Annotated in this window: 16 protein-coding genes; 9 read left to right on the plus strand and 7 right to left on the minus strand. The window is 44.4% G+C overall.

Going from position 1 to position 15,753, the window contains the following annotated elements:
* Nucleotides 1-51 precede the first annotated feature (51 nt).
* Nucleotides 52-1,035: a hypothetical protein gene (locus ITG10_RS20905; protein WP_017633126.1), complete on the minus strand. Its 984-nt coding sequence runs from the start codon at nucleotides 1,033-1,035 to the stop codon at nucleotides 52-54.
* 339 nt (nucleotides 1,036-1,374) lie between these two features.
* Between ITG10_RS20905 and ITG10_RS20910 the strand changes: the two genes are divergently transcribed.
* Nucleotides 1,375-1,761: a hypothetical protein gene (locus ITG10_RS20910; protein WP_017633125.1), complete on the plus strand. Its 387-nt coding sequence runs from the start codon at nucleotides 1,375-1,377 to the stop codon at nucleotides 1,759-1,761.
* Nucleotides 1,762-1,864: 103 nt separating this feature from the next.
* On the opposite strand, the gene ITG10_RS20915 is transcribed toward ITG10_RS20910, so the two are convergent.
* Nucleotides 1,865-2,797 carry a LysR family transcriptional regulator gene (locus ITG10_RS20915; RefSeq protein WP_017633124.1) on the minus strand — a complete coding sequence of 311 codons (933 nt, stop codon included), beginning with the start codon at nucleotides 2,795-2,797 and terminating at the stop codon, nucleotides 1,865-1,867.
* 210 nt (nucleotides 2,798-3,007) lie between these two features.
* On the opposite strand from ITG10_RS20915, the gene ITG10_RS20920 reads away from it, so the two are divergent.
* The gene (locus ITG10_RS20920) at nucleotides 3,008-3,793 is read left to right on the plus strand and encodes a glycine betaine ABC transporter substrate-binding protein (RefSeq protein ID WP_017633123.1); all 786 of its coding nucleotides are present in this window, start codon (nucleotides 3,008-3,010) and stop codon (nucleotides 3,791-3,793) included.
* A 172-nt stretch (nucleotides 3,794-3,965) separates the two neighbouring features.
* Nucleotides 3,966-4,991 (plus strand): zinc-binding alcohol dehydrogenase family protein, encoded by a 1,026-nt coding sequence (locus ITG10_RS20925; RefSeq protein WP_017633122.1) that lies wholly within the window; start codon nucleotides 3,966-3,968, stop codon nucleotides 4,989-4,991.
* A gap of 154 nt (nucleotides 4,992-5,145) precedes the next feature.
* Here ITG10_RS20925 and ITG10_RS20930 read toward each other — a convergent pair whose 3' ends face one another.
* Nucleotides 5,146-5,745, minus strand: coding sequence for a CIA30 family protein (locus tag ITG10_RS20930; RefSeq protein WP_017633121.1), 600 nt, complete (start codon nucleotides 5,743-5,745; stop codon nucleotides 5,146-5,148).
* A gap of 65 nt (nucleotides 5,746-5,810) precedes the next feature.
* Nucleotides 5,811-6,077, minus strand: a complete 267-nt coding sequence (locus ITG10_RS20935) for a DUF3081 domain-containing protein (RefSeq protein WP_017633120.1) — start codon at nucleotides 6,075-6,077, stop codon at nucleotides 5,811-5,813.
* Between the two features lie 381 nt (nucleotides 6,078-6,458).
* Between ITG10_RS20935 and ITG10_RS20940 the strand changes: the two genes are divergently transcribed.
* Nucleotides 6,459-7,400: a bile acid:sodium symporter family protein gene (locus ITG10_RS20940; protein WP_241430390.1), complete on the plus strand. Its 942-nt coding sequence runs from the start codon at nucleotides 6,459-6,461 to the stop codon at nucleotides 7,398-7,400.
* Nucleotides 7,401-7,471: 71 nt separating this feature from the next.
* On the opposite strand, the gene ITG10_RS20945 is transcribed toward ITG10_RS20940, so the two are convergent.
* Nucleotides 7,472-8,092, minus strand: coding sequence for a heme-binding beta-barrel domain-containing protein (locus tag ITG10_RS20945; protein ID WP_017633118.1), 621 nt, complete (start codon nucleotides 8,090-8,092; stop codon nucleotides 7,472-7,474).
* A 311-nt stretch (nucleotides 8,093-8,403) separates the two neighbouring features.
* On the opposite strand from ITG10_RS20945, the gene tnpA reads away from it, so the two are divergent.
* The 3 genes from tnpA to ITG10_RS20960 all read left to right on the plus strand — a co-directional run bounded on the left by tnpA (nucleotide 8,404) and on the right by ITG10_RS20960 (nucleotide 10,526).
* Nucleotides 8,404-8,838, plus strand: a complete 435-nt coding sequence (gene tnpA, locus ITG10_RS20950) for an IS200/IS605 family transposase (protein WP_017633274.1) — start codon at nucleotides 8,404-8,406, stop codon at nucleotides 8,836-8,838.
* Between the two features lie 170 nt (nucleotides 8,839-9,008).
* Nucleotides 9,009-9,902 (plus strand): DMT family transporter, encoded by an 894-nt coding sequence (locus ITG10_RS20955; protein WP_017630830.1) that lies wholly within the window; start codon nucleotides 9,009-9,011, stop codon nucleotides 9,900-9,902.
* Nucleotides 9,903-10,106: 204 nt separating this feature from the next.
* Nucleotides 10,107-10,526, plus strand: coding sequence for a VOC family protein (locus ITG10_RS20960; RefSeq protein WP_017630831.1), 420 nt, complete (start codon nucleotides 10,107-10,109; stop codon nucleotides 10,524-10,526).
* A 97-nt stretch (nucleotides 10,527-10,623) separates the two neighbouring features.
* Here the strand turns inward: ITG10_RS20960 and ITG10_RS20965 are convergent, their stop codons facing one another.
* Nucleotides 10,624-11,523 (minus strand): DMT family transporter, encoded by a 900-nt coding sequence (locus ITG10_RS20965; protein WP_017630832.1) that lies wholly within the window; start codon nucleotides 11,521-11,523, stop codon nucleotides 10,624-10,626.
* A 300-nt stretch (nucleotides 11,524-11,823) separates the two neighbouring features.
* Here ITG10_RS20965 and ITG10_RS20970 point away from each other — a divergent pair, with 300 nt between their 5' ends.
* The gene (locus tag ITG10_RS20970) at nucleotides 11,824-13,224 is read left to right on the plus strand and encodes an alpha-amylase family protein (protein WP_026084241.1); all 1,401 of its coding nucleotides are present in this window, start codon (nucleotides 11,824-11,826) and stop codon (nucleotides 13,222-13,224) included.
* A 96-nt stretch (nucleotides 13,225-13,320) separates the two neighbouring features.
* On the opposite strand, the gene ITG10_RS20975 is transcribed toward ITG10_RS20970, so the two are convergent.
* Nucleotides 13,321-14,289 (minus strand): LysR family transcriptional regulator, encoded by a 969-nt coding sequence (locus tag ITG10_RS20975; RefSeq protein ID WP_026084242.1) that lies wholly within the window; start codon nucleotides 14,287-14,289, stop codon nucleotides 13,321-13,323.
* Between the two features lie 100 nt (nucleotides 14,290-14,389).
* Between ITG10_RS20975 and ITG10_RS20980 the strand changes: the two genes are divergently transcribed.
* Nucleotides 14,390-15,742 carry an MATE family efflux transporter gene (locus ITG10_RS20980; protein ID WP_026084243.1) on the plus strand — a complete coding sequence of 451 codons (1,353 nt, stop codon included), beginning with the start codon at nucleotides 14,390-14,392 and terminating at the stop codon, nucleotides 15,740-15,742.
* The last annotated feature ends 11 nt before the right edge of the window (nucleotides 15,743-15,753 follow it).

Raw genomic sequence — 15,753 nt, forward strand, 5'->3', positions numbered from 1 at the left:
AGGCGGTAACGCCTCACCCTACTCGATGTGTCTTTTGTAGTTAGTTGAAAGCTATTTAACTTCGTACCTTAGAAGTACTTCATTATCGAGAACAACGTTCGTAGACCAGATAAAGCTTGCTCCGGCGCCACTGAATTTTTCAATGAAGTTCATGTATGCCTTTTTATTGTTTACGCCAATATCGTCTTCTGAGTAGACCGATGCTTGAGGCCATGAGGCTGAATCAAACTCTTGATCCATCCAATTACTTGGCGTTTCCCAGTGAGCGGCGTACGCATCTTGCCCGTGATCAGTACCTTCGGTAGTGCAACTTTCAGAAAGACGTTTTCCGTCTACTTCACTCAAGCAAGTTAGGTCGTAAATCGGTGCGGTATAGAATGTTTGAGCTTGCCAATCTGCGCTTGTAACGGTTCCATCACTAAAGCTCGCGATAAAACCACCATCACCCGCGTGATACGCTTTACCACGGTTGTCTTCTGTACCTAGGCCTAGGTTTTCTTCCCAATCAATCACCTTTACTGCAATCGTGTAGGGCTTGTTAACTTTGAACTTAACAAGGTTTGAGTTAAACGGCGTAAAAGGAACCGTATCGACTGCGACTAGCGTGCCGTTGATGTACAGTTCAAAATAATTATCGGCAAAAATATAGCCTGTCACTTCTTCGCCGTCAGGGTCAATTTCGACTACCGGAACCAAAGTTTGGTCAACATCCGCTAGGCTGCTTGGTGTGTTGTTTGAACACTCTTCATAAAGATCAAAGGCTTTTGGACCGCTCGCAAAGTTGTTTTCGGCAGGAACTGTCCAAACCTTTCCTTCAGAGTCTGTAATTTCCCCAACACCGGCGACTCGGCCGCGCCCGTTTTCACATTCAAATAGATTCGACTCAACGGTAGTGGCTCTGCCTTGAGTAATGCTTGCTAAGCCTTGGTAATCGTTGATGTTGCTGACAGACGGTGTGTCTGATGATGGTGAGCACCCTGTCACGAGTAATGCGATAGATGAAATGGCAAGAGCCTGATGTTTTGTGTTGATCATTGATAGAGATCCAATGTGGGATGATGTAAGTAAGCGTGGTTCAAAATAAGCCAAGTGCAAGTAAGTTAAGCCAAATACAATTAAACTGAGCAGAAGCTAGATCATCTGCTGGGATGCCATGCTTGTTCTTGAATAGGACTTATAATAACGGCACGAATGTAAACAAGCGTAAAGCTGAGTAATAAATGGTAAAACAGCGTTTGCTTGGATAATGGCACCGGCTTGCGCCGTGTTCGTAAAAATAACCCTCACGAATCAGTCTCTGGTTGTGATTGAGATAGTATTTTGCTACAAAACGCGCATAATCTCGCTATACAACATTTAAAGAAGAAATTACCTATGACTACCTTTCAATACTACTTTCACCAACTGCCTTGCTTCGATTGTAAAAAGACATCTGTAAGTACTGATCTTGGTTGGTTAACGCCTGCGATGAAAGATGCTGCTGTAGCACAAGTCACTGCGACGCTTGCTCAAGGTGAAGTTACGCCAGATCTTTCTGCAGATGTGGTTTGTACGAAAGAAGAAGCTCGCGAATATTTGCTGCTGAACTTCTTTGGTTATTCAGAAGAAGAGCTAGCAAGCGGCATCGAAGCGGATGATGAGAAAGAAGTCGCTGATGAAATCGCAGAACTACTAGAAGAAGGTAAAGACACAATCACTTTCGAGCATGAAATTGCACTTCAGTGTTGTGCTGACTGTGATGTTGAAGACGAGTCAAACTAAGCACTCGTATTAGACGATACATCCATCAATAGGGTGTAATGTTCAAATGATTAAAGGCGTTAGTGGATTAAAGTTCACTAACGCCTTTTTCATCTTTAGGTCGTTAAGACTTTTGAGCTTCTATAATGCCTTGCTCACTCAGTTGAGAAAGGATCTCTGCGGTTTTCTCGCGGAATAGATCTCTTAATAGGCGAACGGTCGGAGTGATGGATTGACGACTCGGGCACACTAACCACAGTTCGGTTGAGGTTGGCTTGAACTCAGGCATGACTTTAACCACTTCGCCAGAAAGCAAATGACTCGACATATCTAAACAAGACTTTATCGCCACGCCTTTCCCAGCCACACACCAGCGCCTAACAAGGTCAGCATCATTCGAGGCGCGATTCCCTTTTAGCTTCACTTTATGATCTTGTTTACCGTCGTTAAACACCCATTCGTCTTGCAACATATCATGCAGCTGATACAGCAAACCATTGTGATCAGCTAGGTCGCTTGGTTGATTTGGTGTTCCTATCTCGGTCAAGTATTCAGGCGCTGCACACAATATTCTCGGCACATCGCAGATCTTAAAGCCGTACATGTTGGCATCATTCGGAGAACCATAACGCAAAGCCATGTCTACAGAATCACGGTAAAAATCGATGTTGCTGTCACTGATGCTGGTACGAAGCGTTGCCTTTGGGTATTCAAGCAGAAATTCATCAAGCCAAGGAGTAATGAGATTACGTCCTAAATCTGAAGAAAGCGCGATACGGATTTCTCCGTCCAAGATACCAAGCTCTTCACGCATGTTGAGCTTTGCTTGCTCTAACATCTTCAAGGCTTGCTCACACTCAGGTAAATAGCGTTCGCCAGCAGAAGAGAGCCTTAAATGGCGAGTGGTTCTTACAAACAGTTCAGCACCCAGTGCGGCTTCGACACGTTTGACGGCAGCACTCGCGGTTGCGGTACGCATGTCTAGGTTGGTGGCTGCTGCGGTGATACTACGAAACTCCGCTACTTTTAAAATGACCTGCAAGTCTTCAAGAAGCATATTATCTACCTGTGTTTGATAATGTTCTAAACATTGTATTGAAATATTTTCTAATCACAAAGTGGGTTGATCCCAATTCATCTCTTTTAAGCTAGTTTTATACGCTTGATTGTCAAAATATATTTGAGAATAATTCAAATATTAGGCTGTTTTTCGCTGATTTTTAGCCGTGTACTATCTCTATCAAGCCGAACAAAAGGGGATAACAACATGACTAAGAAAATCACAATTGGCGTTACAGATTTGTCGTTTCACCGCACTACAGCATCATTGGTTGCCAATGTATTAAACGCAATGGGCTTCGAGGTGGAGCGTGTCTTTTCTCCTCATCAAGAAAATTTCGAAAAGCTAAAAGCGGGTCAAGTAGACATGCTCTCTTCGGCTTGGTTGCCATCCAGCCACGGTATCTATAAAGCGGACGTTGAGGAAGTTGAACCACTTATCGAACTTGGTCTTCACTATGAACCTTACGCGTTGTGGGGCGTGCCTGATTATGTCCCTGAAGAAGCCGTTTCTGAAGTCGCTGATCTATTAAAACCTGAAGTTATCGAGAAAATGAACTCTACCATTCAGGGCATTAACCCCGGTGCAGGCATTACGCGCTTCTCTATTCAGATGATGAAAGAGTATGGCCTGAGCGACGCGGGTTACGAGTTTTTCCCTGGTAGTGAAGACGATTGTTTTAATGCTTTTGAAAGCGCCGTAGTGAACAGTGAGTGGGTTGTTGTACCGCTGTGGAAACCTCAATTCTTGCACTATCGCTATGACATTCGAGAGCTCAAAGAGCCAAAAGGCTTACTCGGTATTGTTGATAGAGCGGTACTTCTTTTACGAGATGACAAGAAGCATTTGTTTAACGAACAACAGATCCAGACGTTAGATTCATTGCGCTTTTCGAACGATATTATCGCAGAGCTAGATTATAAAGTTTGCCGTGAAGGTAAGTCGCAAGACGAAGTAACGCATGACTGGTTGGTTGAGCAAGGTCTAATTTAACCTCTATGCCTCTATGCCTCTATGCAGCAGCTCACAGAGTTACTTGTTCGTGTTGTTCAATCAGTGGCAACACGATTATCAAAAAATAATTGAATATGATTCAAACATTAGGCGGTTTATCTAAATTGAGAGTCAACTAAGATTAACTTGTCTAATTCAAGGAGAAAGCACAATGTCAGTACCATCAAAAATGAAAGCTATTGGATTTACTCAGTCACTTGCGATTACAGAGCAAGACAGCTTAGTTGAGTTTGAAACAAACCTTCCACAACTAAAAGAACATGATCTGCTTGTGAAAGTGAGCGCAACGTCTATCAATCCAGCAGATGCAAAAATTCGAATTCGTAGTGCTCAAGATAAAACACTTGAGCAACCAAAAGTCCTTGGTTATGACGCGGTTGGTGAAGTTGTCGGTAAAGGTACAGACGTTGAAGGCTTTGAACTAGGCGACCGTGTTTACTATGCAGGTGACATCACTCGCATGGGCGCTAATGCAGAATACCAAGCCGTGGATTACCGTATTACGGCGAAAGCACCAAAGAGCCTTTCTGATGAAGCAGCTGCAGTTATGCCGCTAGCAACACTTACTGCGTGGGAAGCCTTGTTTGATCGCCTACGTGTACGTCCAGAAGAGAAAAAATCGATTCTGATCATTGGCGGTGCTGGTGGTGTGGGGTCGATTACTATTCAGCTAGCGAAGCAATTAACCAACCTTAATGTGATTGCGACAGCTTCAAGACCTGAAACTGAACAGTGGGTAAGGGATATGGGAGCCGACCATGTGGTGAATCACCGTAACTTGGTAGAGTCTGTGCGCGAACAAGGCATTCAGCATGTCGACTACATCTTCAATGTTGCCGATACCAAAGGGCACTGGGAATCGATGGTCGAGCTTATTGCACCTCAAGGCATGATCAGTTCTATTGTTGAGTTTGATGGCGGAATAGATCTGTCTGCACTGCAGGGTAAGTCTGCAGGGTTTGTGTGGGAGTTGATGTTTACACGTTCACTGTTCAACACAGACGATATCCAAAAACAGCAAGATATTCTGTTCCAAGCAGCGAACCTGATTGATGCTGGCCGTATCAAATCTACGCTTACCACCACATTGAATGGCTTTAGTGTTGAGACACTGAAAGATGCGCACCAACGTATTGAAAGCAGCGCCTCGATTGGTAAAACAGCCATCAAATACTAAGTACGGTTGATTTAGATCTTTGAAGCGTTGAGCTTTTTAGCTGTTTGAGCGCTTGAATAGAAAGCCCCTGATACTTGTCGTAAATCGGTAAGATATCAGGGGCTTTTTTTATTAAGTGATTTACTGTGTTTATTCCAACAAAGCTTTACTCAGTTTATTGCGAGGCTTTGAATTGAATCTGAATGAGATTTAACTCAAAGGGCAGAGGTTGTTTATCTGCAATCAAAAAGCCGACCTGTTTGATGTCTTGAGCTTTGAGTTCTGGTGCTCCGCTGAGTAATCGACCTCTGAACACGGCTTGAAAGTCCGTTAGTTGGAACACTTTCTTGAGTTGCTCGCCTTTGATGGTCTCAAAGTTGTGCTTGTAGTTGGTTCGATAACCGTCTTTCCATGTGGTGAACCTTAATTGGTAAGTGCGACCATCACCAACAAATGTCAGTTCTAGGTTGTCTGCTTCAGATTTTAGTGATTCAACCGAGCGGTTGATTGAGCTAAAGCCACCATTATTCTCTAGTGAAAGCTCGCCCTTGAACTGACTCATACCACCGTCATAAATAAGCCCGCCAGTTGAGATTCCACCCATCACGTTGTCGTTGGTTGCTGTCCAGTTCTTATGTTCGTTCGCTTGTGTGAAATCAATCATCTCTGTTCCTGCTGTTGACCCTTTAGACCATAAAAAAGAAAGGCTGAGCATCAGCCATAAAGGAGCTGCCCGCGTACGTAATGAAGATACTTTAAAAGCCGTTTCGCTCATGATTTTCTCTGATAGCTGATAGCTGATAGCTGATAGCCGTTAGTAGTGATGAGTCTATTCGCGTTTTATGGAGAAGGTTCAGTGGCTAGCATACCCAGACAGTGTTCGATGAATTCAGAGTAGTTTGCAGCGTTGTCGTACTCAATTTTCAACGAGCCATGGAACATCAACGTCACAGTAACGTCTTTATAGCTTAGCCAACAGGTGTAACCATCGTAATCATGCCACGCTGTCATTTCGCCAACTTGATATTTATTGTCCCGTTGCTCACCGGAAGAGCGAATAAACTCAAACACTCTGAGAAACTCAATAATGGTGATTCTATTGTCCATGTGTTGCTCCCGCTGCGTCATCTTTGAGAATAGGTTGATCTTTGGTGTTTAGACTAACTACGTCTTTCATATCCTTACGGATTACCTCTGTGTCCCGATCACTGAAAGGGACTTATCTTCGCGATAAACCGCTGTTTTGTAATATTTTCATCGTCATTCCATACACTCAATCAATCCAGAGCAAAACGGGCGTAACAAACTCGAATAACGATGTTAACCCTCAAGATAAAGACGAGCTTAATTTGCGTTTATGGTGGTTAATTAAAATTAGAGTCGATAGGATAAATGGCATCGGAGCCGAGTTATTGGCTGAAATGGAATCTACAGAAAGTGCGTGTCAACATGATAGAAAAACTGAAAAAGGAATGGTTTCTTGTAGGGATGGTGGTGGCTATGGTCGTTGCTGTTTTTACGCCAGATTGGGGTAAATCGGGTGGGGTACTTCATCTCGATACGGTGACTGTTCTCGGCATCGCTTTGGTGTTTTTCTTACACGGTTTGGGTTTGTCACCAAAAGCTATTCTTGAGGGGCTTTCGAATTGGAAGCTGCATGTTTTTGTACAAAGCGCGACCTTCTTAGTTTACCCGCTGCTTTGGGTGATATTCGGGCAAGGCTTTGTCACTTATATGCCTGCAGCTCTGGCCTTTGGTTTCTGTTATCTCTTCGTTTTGCCGAGTACGATTTCGTCTTCGGTCGCGATGACGGTGATCGGTAAAGGAAACCTACCGGGTGCGATATTCAATGCATCGCTTTCTAGTATTTTAGGTGTGTTCATTACGCCTCTGCTGATCCAACTCTTTATGGGTTTGGAAGGTGCAGAGCTAAACTTGATGGAGTCGGTGGTCTCTATATCTAAAATGCTGCTATTGCCAATGATTGTCGGCCAGTTGATGCGCCCGTTACTTTTTGAATGGACTCAGAAATACAAGTCAGTGGTCAATAAATTAGACAAATACGTGATACTTCTGATCGTCTACAGTGCTTTCTGTGACTCTATTGAACACGGTATTTGGAGCGACTTTTCACCAATGCTGTTGCTGGTGTCTGCGGTGATTTGTTTAGTGGTGTTGATGGTGATGGTACACGGCATTCAATGGAGTGCTCGCAAGGTTGGATTCAATCATCAAGATGAAGTGGCGGCTGTGTTCTGCGGTACCAAGAAGACCTTAGCGGCTGGTATTCCTATGGCTAAGGTGATCTTTGCTCACAACCCTAATCTAGGGATGATATTACTGCCAATCATGCTTTATCACCCGATTCAGATCTTTTACTGTGCAGTGCTAGCCAATCGTTATGCCAAGGTTGATACTCAATCTAGTTAAACTTGTTTGTTGTTACAAGTACAACAGAAAAACGCCTTTCACTTCGCAGTGAAAGGCGTTTGTATTTGAATCTATTTCACTTTAACCAATGTACTTGAATCGGTATGAGCAAAAGCGTTGTCGTAGATCTCTAAGCCAGTTGTTTGAGAGTAAGTCAGCGTGTCGTCTGAAATACTGATGTTCATTGTGAAGCCAGTAGTGGTTGCGTTGTCTGTCATGTATTCAGACTCAGCGATACCGCGCTTAGACGCGACTAACGTCATTGTATCGCCAGCAGGACCTTCTGCCGTGACACATGTGGTGCGTGGTACACAGTAAGAGTTGTACACGACCTGATTTTCTTGGTCGTAGATGAAGTAGCCACGTTGATCGTGGAATTTAGAATCGTCGGCCTTTCTGAATACTTCCTGCTTGTAGTACAGAGCAACAAGGTATTGGTCGCTGGCATTGGTTGCGTCTGCGGCAACCTCGAACGTCATCACTTCATAAAACGGTGTGACCGCAGGGCCACCCGCACCCACTTCGGTGCCTTCTTGACCTGGGGATACATCAACGCCGCCAGTTTCGACTGATTTCCATGTGCCGACTAGCTTTGCCAATGGACCGAAATCCATTCCGTTGATTGTATTGTGGTCGGCTACTGCTGGAACCGAGATTACTGCTGCAATACTAAGTGCTAATAATTTTTTCACTGTAACTTCCTTTTTTGTAATTATCTGACCTCATTAAAAGTAAAGTTATTGTGAAACCAGTTTATTAACCCAGATCAGTGTTCTTGGTTAATATGAAAGCGATTTGTAACTTGATGTATCAGTCAATAAGAGAATATTAACGTGATTAAATATTGAGCGGAGAACCGTAATTTGCTCATCGAGGTTTAATTGTTTTCAGCCCTAAACCACCTACTTCAGTAGGTGGTTATCATTCAGTTTGGCTTTGCCTGTAGTTCTACCCATGTTAAATGCTCCCTTGATTTTTAGCGAAGTCAAAGAGGACAAATAACATGAGCAGATATAATCAAGCTTCCCACGTATTTTGGAGATGTCAATATCACATAGTGTGGACACCAAAGTATCGATTTAGGATTTTGAAAAACAATGTAGGTAAAGAAGTTTATCGATGTATAAACGTTTACTGTAATCAACTTGGATGTGAAGTCGTTGAATTAAACGTTCAAGTTGACCACGTGCACTTGGTAGTAAAAGTTCCGCCTAAGTTATCGATATCCAAGTTGATGGGCGTATTGAAAGGCAAAATAGCTTTAAAACTCTTTAGTAAATTTCCATATTTAAGGAGAAACAAACTCTGGGGTAACCACTTTTGGCAAAGGGGCTATTTTGTCGATAGCGTAGGGGTTAATGAAGAAATCATTCGACGCTATGTAAGACATCAAGAGAAAAAAGAGCGCGTGGAGCAGCAGCAATTGGCGTTGGACTAAACAAAGGCCCCCTTTTAGGGGGCTCACATAAAGCCACCTTCTTTAGAAGGTGGTAATTTACTCAAAATTGCATTAATCTGAGCCTTAGTAATTTTGCTATTACACATTTTAAATTCTCATGTATGATGTGCGCCCATAATTGTATGACAAATGTGTAATCTTCCTTCTGTATGAATAAAGCTGTTAACCACGCCATTTTGCTTTTGGTGTTCGCAAACCTACTTGCGTCCTTTTCAGATGTATCGTTGAAGATACTGAATGGCGAAGTCCCTACGTTCCAGTATGTGTTTATCCGTCAGCTATTGAGCGTGATCTTGTTGCTTCCATTTTGGTTAAAATTACCGAGAGAGACACGTATGCAAGGCGGTTGCCGAATCAACTTCTTAAGGGCTCAATTTATCTTGGTGGGGAGTGGCTGCGCGATGATCGCCATTACACACCTTACTTTGGCGACAGCAAATGCGATGTTCTATGTTGGACCAATCCTTATGCTGCCTTTGTCGATCGTGCTGTTGAAAGAAAGGCCAACATCATCAAAAGTGATCGCAACCCTGATTGGTTTTGTGGGCGTGTTGATCGTGTTACGCCCTGAACAATTTCACTGGGCGGCGATTGCTGGGCTAGGCAGTGCGCTAGCGATGGGCGTGGGTAACATCTTGATCAAACGCTTGAACGCAGAGCAACACATCATCTCCACTCTGTTCTGGACCAGCATTATGACTCTGCCACTCGCGCTGATATTCGCACTGCCAACTTGGTCTGCGATTGAATGGCGCCATGTGGGTTGGATCATGGCAATCAACTTGTTCGTACTTGGCTACCATGCGCTTGTGGTGGTGGCTTACAAAAAAGCACCGGCCAACCAAATTGCGCTCGCAGAGTATTCCGGGTTGGTGTTTGTGACACTGTTTGGTGTTATGTGGTTCGATGAGATTCCAGACATCTTGACGCTGGTGGGCATTAGTCTCATCGTTATTCCAATGATGCCGATTAAATGGAAGAAGGTTTTCAAGTGGAGAGACCGAGCCGCTTTAGAAGTTGAGGTTACTCAGTCGAAATCATAGTAGCTTGTCTCTCAGTTATTCTGGATTCCAAATAACTCACATAGGGAAGGTCGTCTAAACTTAAGGTTTGTATCGCTTCAAAATACGACAATTTGGGCTCTAAAAACGTTCTCGAAATAAATGGTAATTAGTGCTTTACCTCAACTTAACTTGAGGTATTAGGATGTGCAACGTTGCTTACGAGAATACTTTAAGGAGAGAAGAATGATCCAACTTGAACATGTGAATTTAGTCGTTAAGGACATCTCTGAAATGCTGACTTTCTACAAAGCGGCGTTTCCACACTGGTATGTTCGTGATGAAGGAAAAGGCGAATGGTCAGGCAAGCCACGTAACTGGCTGCACTTTGGCGACGAGTACCAATACATTGCATTGAGTGATCACGGAGAGGGTGAAAATAGAGATTTGGCAGGGCACTCTGTTGGCCTCGCACACTTTGCTTATGTGACCAATAACATCGAAAGCGTCACTCAACGCCTTATCGATGCGGGCTTCCCGATTGCTAAACCCGGCGCTGAAGAACCTTACCGTAAAAATGTCTACTTTGTGGATCCGGCTGGCTTTGAAATAGAGTTCGTTGAATACCTAAGTGATGACCCTAAACTGCGTAATGCTACAAGCTAATAGCGTCTCTGGGTTGAAAGTAACAAAAAGGGCATTGTGGAATATTCCGCAATGCCCTTTTTAGATTCTATTTATTAGCTGATATTGAGTGGATTACTTACTTAGCCTTGAACGGAACTAATAGTTGTTTACCAAACACGTTAATGAGTGCGCCAGTGACAATCAGGCCACCACCTAGATAAGTCCAAACTGATGGGATTTCATTAAAGATCCACACGCCTAATAGTGCTGAGAAGACAATTTGAACGTAAGAGTAAGCCGAAGCCTTACCCGCTGCTTGTGTCTGCATTGCCTTGGTCAAACCGTATTGGCCGATTTGCGTGAAAATACCGACGAGCACCAGCATCACGGTTAAGAATAGGCTCGGCCACACAAAGTCGTTCCAGATAAGGGCTGTTGAGATTGGTAGAGCAACCAATGGGAAGTAGAAGATGATGACAGAGCTGTCTTCCGTTTGGCTAAGCTTTCTCACAATCACATAAGCGATTGAGCTAGCAAACGCGCCACATAACGCCACCATAATGCTGAATAACGGCAGTTCGCTGCTCGAACCGCTGTTCATACTTGGTTGTACCATCACCAACAAGCCCGCAAGGCAGAATGCAATGCAGATCATGGTCGACTTTTGGACGCGCTCTTTTAGGAATAGCACACCGAGCAATGCGGTAAATACGGGATGTACGTATTGTAGAATGGTCGCCTCGGCTAACGGTAGTGTGGTCACAGCGTAGTAAACACACATCAATGCAGCGGTGCCGACTGCGCCTCGAACGAACAACAGAGGTTTGTTATTACCCCAGATAGAAATGCCTTTTCGTTTTACGTCGATGTAGCTGATGATCAAAGACACCAACGCCCTTGCTGCAACAATTTCAAATACCGGTATGCCGTAGTTGCTGATGTATTTCACACAAGCAGACATCAGTGCGAATCCAAAAGCAGAAAGGATCATGAATCGAACCCCAACAGGGATCATTGAAAAAGAGAAAGAAGGCATAAAAATATCAATCGGTTGAGGGAGAAGGAATGATAGCTTAGTTTAAGAGAGGCGACCAAAGTCTTTGTCCTGTTCTCGTCAACTTGATTCATTTAATTCTCATTTCCACTCTTTGCGTATACGAGAACAACACCGCAAAACGCACATCACATTTTTTCCCACATAATATCGGCTATAGCTCAATTTTATAAAATCAACATCAACAGAAGGTGACGCTAATTCAACTCTGTTCTATCGGTCGTTTTAATTGTCTCTATCGCTCATATCATTCTTGTGAATTTATAATGAGAGATATGTACTATGAAACCAATAAATACCCTACTCATATCCACGCTCGCGCTTTGCTCTTTTAGTTCAGCGACTTACGCCGACACCATTTTGCATGCTTTCAATTGGAAATACTCAGATGTGACAGCCAATGCCAACCAAATAGCCGAAGCTGGCTATAAGAAAGTGTTGGTTGCTCCGGCAATGAAATCCAGTGGTAGCCAATGGTGGGCGCGTTACCAGCCACAAGATCTGCGTACTATTGATTCTCCGTTGGGGAACAAACAAGATTTAGCTGCAATGATCACTGCACTTAAAGGTGTGGGTGTTGATGTTTACGCGGATGTTGTACTCAACCATATGGCAAATGAAAGCTGGAAGCGAAGTGACTTGGATTACCCGGGCACAGAAGTGCTAAATGACTATGCCAGCCGTTCAAGCTACTATGCCGACCAGACTCTGTTTGGCAACTTAGCGCAAGGTTTTGTCTCGGCTAACGATTTCCATGCCGCAGGCTGTATTACTGACTGGAACGATCCGGGTCATGTTCAATATTGGCGTTTGTGTGGTGCCGACGGTGATGTGGGTCTTCCTGATCTAGACCCAAATAACTGGGTCGTGTCACAGCAACGTTTATATCTAAAAGCGTTAAAAGACATGGGCATCAAAGGTTTCCGTATTGATGCGGTGAAGCACATGAGCCAGTACCAAATCGACCAAGTATTTACCCCTGAGATCACCGCGAACATACATGTGTTTGGTGAAGTGATCACCAGCGGTGGAGCCGGAAACAGTGGCTATGAGTCGTTCCTAGCGCCTTACTTGAACAACACTAATCACTCTGCGTATGATTTCCCGCTGTTTGCTTCAATTCGATCAGCCTTCTCTTTGAGCGGCGGTTTAAACCAACTGCATGATCCTAAAGCGTACGGCCAAGCATTGGATGATAACCGCTCGATCACTTTCGCGATCACGCATGATATTCCGACCAATGACGGCTTCCGTTATCAAATCATGGATCGACAAGATGAGCAGCTCGCTTACGCTTATATCCTTGGTAAAGATGGTGGTACACCGCTGATCTACAGTGATGATCTTCTTGATTCTGAAGACAAGGATAACGGTCGTTGGGGCAATGTTTGGAACAGTTCGACAATGAAGAACATGCTGAGTTTCCATAACGCGATGCAAGGCAAAGCAATGACGATGATTTCGAGCGACCAGTGCACCTTGTTATTCAAGCGTGGTAAAGAAGGGGTTGTGGGTATCAACAAGTGCGGTGAAACTCGTGGAGTTACTGTAGATACCTACCAGCATGAATTTAACTGGAATGTTCAATACCAAGATGTATTAAGCAGAGCGACAGAAACTGTGACTTCTCGTTATCACACCTTCAACTTACCACCACGCAGTGCGCGTATGTTTAAGCTTTAGTGCTTATTTTATAGAGCGAACACGACTGGTAAAAAGAATAAGCCGCAGCACGAGCTGTGGCTTATTCGTATCTGGGCTTAAGGTCTATCGCTCTTGTTAATCGGTAATTACACCAAACCAATGGTTCTGATGAGATAGTGCCTTCAACAATTCGATCTCTTTCGCCGTCTCTATTTTAAGCCAATCAATCAAACCACTGATCACAGGTGAGTGAGTGCGCTGGTGGATGAAATAGGTCCACGCACTGTGTTGGATCTTGGCATTCTCTGGGCAGTGCAAGAAACCGCGTTGCAGATCCTGCAAGACCAACAGCAGATCCGTCACCGTGACACCTTCACCAGATAAGCACGCACTGAGCGCCATATCCAAAGACAAGAAGCTGGTATTTCTGACGGGCTTTTTCGGAGGCGATTCGACATCGGCTAGCCATACTTTCCAGTCATGGTGATCTAAAGTCGGGTGCAGCCGTGGCATGGTTAAGATCGAATCGAGGTCGGTATCTTTCTTAGTTAAACCAGCAGCATTCGTTAAGCTCGTGGAGCATACGGGCGCCATAAACTCTTCACGCAAGAAAGTGATGTCAGGAGCGTTGTCATAGCGTTTTTTGAATCGAGTATGGAAGATCAACAAGTCGTATTCGCTGCTGTTGATCGCTTCATCTTCTTCGATCACAGGAACGATTACGATCTCGTAATCTGGGTAACGCTCGTTTAATTCACGAACCTTAGAGATCAACACGCGCGTAGCAAAACTCAGGGTTGCTTTGATCACTATGCGTTTCTGTTTCGGCTCACTCCAAGAAGCGATAACCGATTCGATATTGCCGTAGCTTTCTCGTAAAGCGACATACAAATCATGACCTTGCACTGTTAATTCAATCGCTCGATGTTTCCGAATGATCAAAGATGCGTTCAGCTCATCTTCAAGCTGTTTGATCTGACGGCTGATCGCACTCTGTGTCACGTTGAGCTCATCGGCAGCCAGCGTAAAGCTCATCAGCCTTGCAGCTGCTTCAAAGGCTTTTAAGCCATTATGGGAGGATGGCAAGCTAGGATATGGGGTCATAATTCGTTCGCATGAGTTTTTGGAATGTTAGAGTCGCAAATTTATCAATTGAACGCCAGCCCCATCGATCGTATTTTGGGCGAAATTAACTGAGGCGCTCATGAAAAAAATACTCACTCTTGCATTCCCTTTGATCATTTCACAGCTGATATCCATGGCTTTAGTCCTTACTGATGTTTGGATGATGTCGCGAATCAGCGTGTCAGCCCTTGCGGCTGGTGGCTTAGGTGCCTCTATTTACTTCTTCATCTTCATTATTGCGAGCAGCACCGTCGGTTGTGTCGCAAACCTGATCGCTATCGCTTATGGTCAGCGCGTGGCTCGCCCAGAGTTTGGTAACACACAAATTAGATTGGCGGTGAAAGGTGCAACCATGCTGGCGTTCGTGCTCAGCGTGACCTTAATGGCGAGTTTCTGGTTTGCGCCACTTGTGTTGGAAGCTGCGAAACAACCTCAAGAAGTGATTACCTTAGCGATGGAATATGTGCACGCCCTAAAATGGGTGATGTTGCCTTCACTTATCTTGTTGGTGTTGCGTGGCTTAACCAGTGCGTTTGGTAACGTGCGTTCTATTCTGGTGATGTCGATTATCACTGTGATTTTGAATGTTCCCGTGAGCTACTTCCTCACGTTCCAGCTCGATATGGGACTAACAGGCTTAGGCTTAGGCACGGCTATCGCGGCATTTATAGTGATGGTTGGATATACGGTTTGGGTGTTTAAACGTGACGAGTTCAAACAGTTCGCCCCTTGGCTCAATACCGAAGAGTACTCCATTAAGCTAATGAGCCCATTGTTGTTAATGGGTTTACCTATCGGCTTAGCGGCCTTGCTTGAGCACGGTTTAATTTACGGCGGAACCTTGATGGCGGGAACGATCAGTATTGCCTCTTTAGCGCTGCATCAAATCTTACTGCAATGCTTAAGCTTTACTTGGAACTTCAACTTCGGTTTCTCGCAAGCTGCCGCTATTTTGGTTGGTCGTGATTTTGGCGCGGGTAACTATGAAGGAATCAAAAGAACCTCGATTCAAAGCTTTATATTAGTTTCGGTGTTGAGTGTGGCCTTGTCTGCGGTGTTCATCCTATGGCCTGAAATGATCGCTTCTATCTTCAAGTTAGATGACGGCACTGGCACAATGACATCGCTATTGGCTTCAGTTATCTGGGTCGTCGCTCTGTGCTTTATTGTTGATGCTTGGCAACTGTTGGCGATTAACCTGCTTAGAGGCATGAAGATTGTCTCTATGCCAACGGTGATGACAGCCATTGGTTACTGGATGTTTGGCCTGCCTGCCGCTTGGTATTTGATGCCAGAATTCGAGCTAGCAGGGATCTGGGGTGGAATCGGCGTTGGTTTGGGTGTGACGGGGATTCTGCTGCTTATTCATTTGATGGTCGTTCTCAATAAGAGCAGCAAGACACCAGACTTAGATTGTTCAGCTTACTCTTAAGTGAGTTAATA

Source organism: Vibrio sp. ED004 (assembly GCF_023206395.1).
GTDB lineage: Bacteria > Pseudomonadota > Gammaproteobacteria > Enterobacterales > Vibrionaceae > Vibrio.